Raw genomic sequence first — 3,853 nt, 5'->3', positions numbered from 1 at the left:
TTTATAAGTATCGCGAGATTCCGGGAGTTTTTGCTATGTCCAGGTGCGCTCTAGCACTAAAAGCAAAAAAGCTGATTCGAACTCAGTACTTTCAGACTCCCGGAATACGCATAAGAGGCGCTCGCAACCGGCAGGGGAGCTTGAAGTGAAAGCTAAAAATCCACACTTTAACGACATTTCGATAGGCAGAAAAATTCGCTTTAAAAGAACAATGCTGGGAATGTCGCAAAAGCAATTAGGCAGTCAGTTAGGTGTGACTTTTCAACAAATCCAAAAATATGAAAAAGGCTCTAATCGTATAGGAGCTGGGCGTTTACAAGAAATTGCTGATATTCTCAATGTTCCCATTTCTTTTTTCTATACGGATCTCTCAACAAAAGAAAATGTCTTGTATTGCTGTGATGAAGGGATCGCAAGTAAAGAAGAGCACATCCTTTTGAAAAGTTTTAGAGAGCTCAAACCTCAAAAACAGAAGGCAATTTTGTGTTTGATTTCCTCCCGCTCTACGCTCTAAAGGATGCATATTCCTGACTTAAGGGCTGTTTTGTAAAAAGTTCGGATTCTGTTGGCGCGGTTTGACCTACTCCTGACCATTCATGTAGTCCACTTTACAAGGCTCTACGGGGCAAGTCACGCCCATTTATTACACACTCTAAAAACACTTAAATATGTGAAGTTTTACATGCCTTATATCAGGGCTCTGAACAACGATGTTTTACGGCACAACATGATAAACCGCGCTTTTTTTCAGTGAACACTAATGCGTATTGTTATTGGGTTTTTTTTCTGTTAAGAAGCATATGCAGTGTCGTAAAAGAGTTAAGTAAGAAATTTAAATAGCGCGTGAAGCATCAAAGAAACTTTGAAAAAATTTTTGAAAAAATTAGTTTAGGAGAGCTTTTTATAAAAGCCCGTCTTAGAGAGGCAGATAAGTCTTTCATCTTAAGATGGTTTGCTTTACGTTTCAAAACTTGATAAAAATTCAAAAAATATAAAAACTTCGAAAAAAATAGGAAGAGAAGCTTTTTCTGGTATGCAGGGGGGAAAATGGTCAATAAATTAGACAAAAAACAGATTATATTTTTAGCATTGCCACTCATCTTTTCAATCATTGTAGCTTTTTTGGTCAATATAACCATCAATAACATTACAGAAAATGGAACGACGCCTGATGCTTATTGGTTTGTAAGATCAAAGCCACTGGATATTTTAATCCTTATTGCATTTTCATGTTCTTCATTCATCTTATTACAAAAAAGGCATATCAGAAAAAATATCACTATTTCGTCCATGATCATCTTTGGTTTGTTTGCAACTTATTATAGTGCAAATGAATATATCAGACTTAGTCCATATGTAGGTCAAGATAATATGACATGGGCGGATGTTCTTCCTTTCTTTGATAGGATGGTTTTATGGGGTGTTGTTATTGGCGTTATTATCCTTGGTTACACGATAAAACTATCATTACCTAAAGCTTCACCTTTGAAAATTTCAAAAAATACGATCTTTGGTGGTGTTCAATGGATGAGTATGAAACGCCTTGAAAAGATTTTTCCTCGTGATGGCGAAGTCGTCATAGGAGAGCGCTATAGAGTCGACAAAGATATTGTTAAAGATGTCCCTTTTAATCCTAAAGACAAAACAACATGGGGAAAAGGTGGTCGCCAGCCATTGTTGACATATAAACTCAATTTTGATTCAACCCATATGTTATTTTTTGCTGGTTCTGGTAGTTATAAAACAACCAGTAATGTTATTCCAACTTGTCTCAAATATTCCGGTCCACTGATCGTTTTTGACCCTTCAACTGAAGTCGCTCCAATGGTAAAAAAAACAAGGCAGCTGTCAAACAGAAAAGTATACGTTCTTGATCCTCATGGTTCTTCAACGGAAACTTTTAATCCTTTAGATTGGCTGTTAGATGAAAATCTCCCCCTTTATGAAAGAGAAGCGGGGTTGGTTGAAGTTGCTAGACTCCTTCTTTCTGAAAACGACAAATCAACTTCGACTGATCAATTTTTTGTATTACAGGCACATAATTTGTTAACAGGACTACTTGCGCATATTGTCTTTTCTGATGAATACACATTAAAGGAAAAAAACTTAAAAACCCTTCATACGATCATGTCAATGCCAGAACCATCCGTGATTGGAAAATTGCAATCTATACGATCAAATTCTCCATCCCAATTTATTCGTGAAACCCTTGGGGTGTTTACAAATATGGCTGAACAAACTTTCTCAGATGTCTATTCTACTGCTGCAAAAGATATACAATGGCTTTCACTCTCTAACTATGCAAACCTTATCAGTGGTCATGATTTTAAAACTACCGATATAACAAAGGGAAATATTGATATTTTTCTAAATATCCCCTCAAAAATTTTAAAATCTTATCCAGGTGTTGGGCGTGTCCTTGTTGGCTCTTTTCTCAGAGCTATGGAAGCCGCTAATGGTAATTATGCAAAAAGAGCGCTCTTTATTTTAGATAATGCTGATCTTTTAGGATATATGAACATTTTAGAAGAAGCACGTGATCATGGACGCAAATATGGTATATCTCTCATGCTTTTTTACAAGTCTGTAGATCAAATAGAACACTATTTCGGTTCGTCAGGCGTTATGACATGGTTTGAAAATTGTGCTTTTGTAAGCTATGCCGCAATAAAAGATATTAAAACTGCTGAAAATATATCTAAGGCATGTGGTCAAATGACCATTGAAGTGAAAGATTCAAGCAAACCTCTAGGAGGATTCCATACAAGAGGGACAGAAAATATAAACACCCAGCATAGACCTTTAATATATCCACATGAAATAACACAAGAAATGCGAAAAGACGAACAGATTATTCTTATGCAAGGGCAACCACCTGTTCGTTGTGGACGCTCTATCTATTTTAGACGTAAGGATTTAACAGCTCTTACTAATGAAAATAGCTTTTCTTCTTAATAAAGCATCTATTTTTTAGTTAAAATGAATAAAATATTGTTGTATTTTTGGATGATATAATTAGAGATAAATTATTTTTATAGTACATTTTTATAATATAGTGGCTTGAAAATGGGAGAAAGTCATAAACGATCTTTCTGCTAAGAATACAAACACCAAAAAAATCAAGACATAAAAAGAGTATCTTATCAATTATAATGCGTGGGGTGTTCAAGATAATACGTAGAATATTGGCTGTAATAGTTAAAAGGTTGCTTTACGCAATCTTCCTTATTTTATTATTCATTCGTAAACCAGTTTTTGCCTTCTTAAACTTCTTTGTTGGTGGCTTGGTTTTATTCCTATTTTTCTTTTTTGGGGATACACAGCGAGAGTTGCACCCTATGAACACCAAACAGCAATGGTCATTGGTTTTGTTATCATGATATTTCTTTGCTTGTTTGCTAATGATGTCTATGAAAGGCTTTTACTACGAGCTAATACGTCTAGCATCTCTTGATTATGATCTTATACTTATTTCAATAAATAGCGCTCACTTCGTTCGTATATAATTTAATCAAAAATGAGAGGTTATCTGCCTCTTATAAAAATACAAATAAAGACTGTTTTTAAATTTTATTGCTAATTTCATGAAATTACTTTATACCTTAAAGGGTAACTTTGGTCGTCTACGCAACGATCAAGAGGGATTCAAAACCCCTAAAGTTCAGTACATAAGATTAGCCTACTCTTGTGGGTTTCCCGGGATTCCGGGAGTTTTTGCCATGTCCAGGTGCGATGAGCACTAAAAGCAAAAAAGCTGACTGAACTCAGTGTTTTTGACTCCCGGAATACCAATGCGAGGGCGCTCGCAACCGGCAGGGGAGCTTGAAGTGAAAGCTAAAAATCCACACTTTAA

Annotated in this window: 2 protein-coding genes; both read left to right on the top strand. The window is 35.6% G+C overall.

Annotated elements, in window-relative coordinates:
- The first annotated feature begins 43 nt into the window (after window positions 1-43).
- The gene (locus ACFINO_RS09300; RefSeq protein ID WP_375655522.1) at window positions 44-514 is read left to right on the top strand and encodes a helix-turn-helix domain-containing protein; all 471 of its coding nucleotides are present in this window, start codon (window positions 44-46) and stop codon (window positions 512-514) included.
- A gap of 533 nt (window positions 515-1,047) precedes the next feature.
- Entirely contained in the window at window positions 1,048-2,955 is a 1,908-nt protein-coding gene (gene traG, locus ACFINO_RS09295; RefSeq protein ID WP_375613600.1) for a Ti-type conjugative transfer system protein TraG, read from the top strand.
- The last annotated feature ends 898 nt before the right edge of the window (window positions 2,956-3,853 follow it).

The organism is Bartonella sp. AA83SXKL (genome assembly GCF_042196965.1).
Classification (GTDB): Bacteria; Pseudomonadota; Alphaproteobacteria; order Rhizobiales; family Rhizobiaceae; genus Bartonella.
Note: the sequence above shows the minus strand (reverse complement) of the source record. Positions and strands in the feature narration are given on the sequence as shown.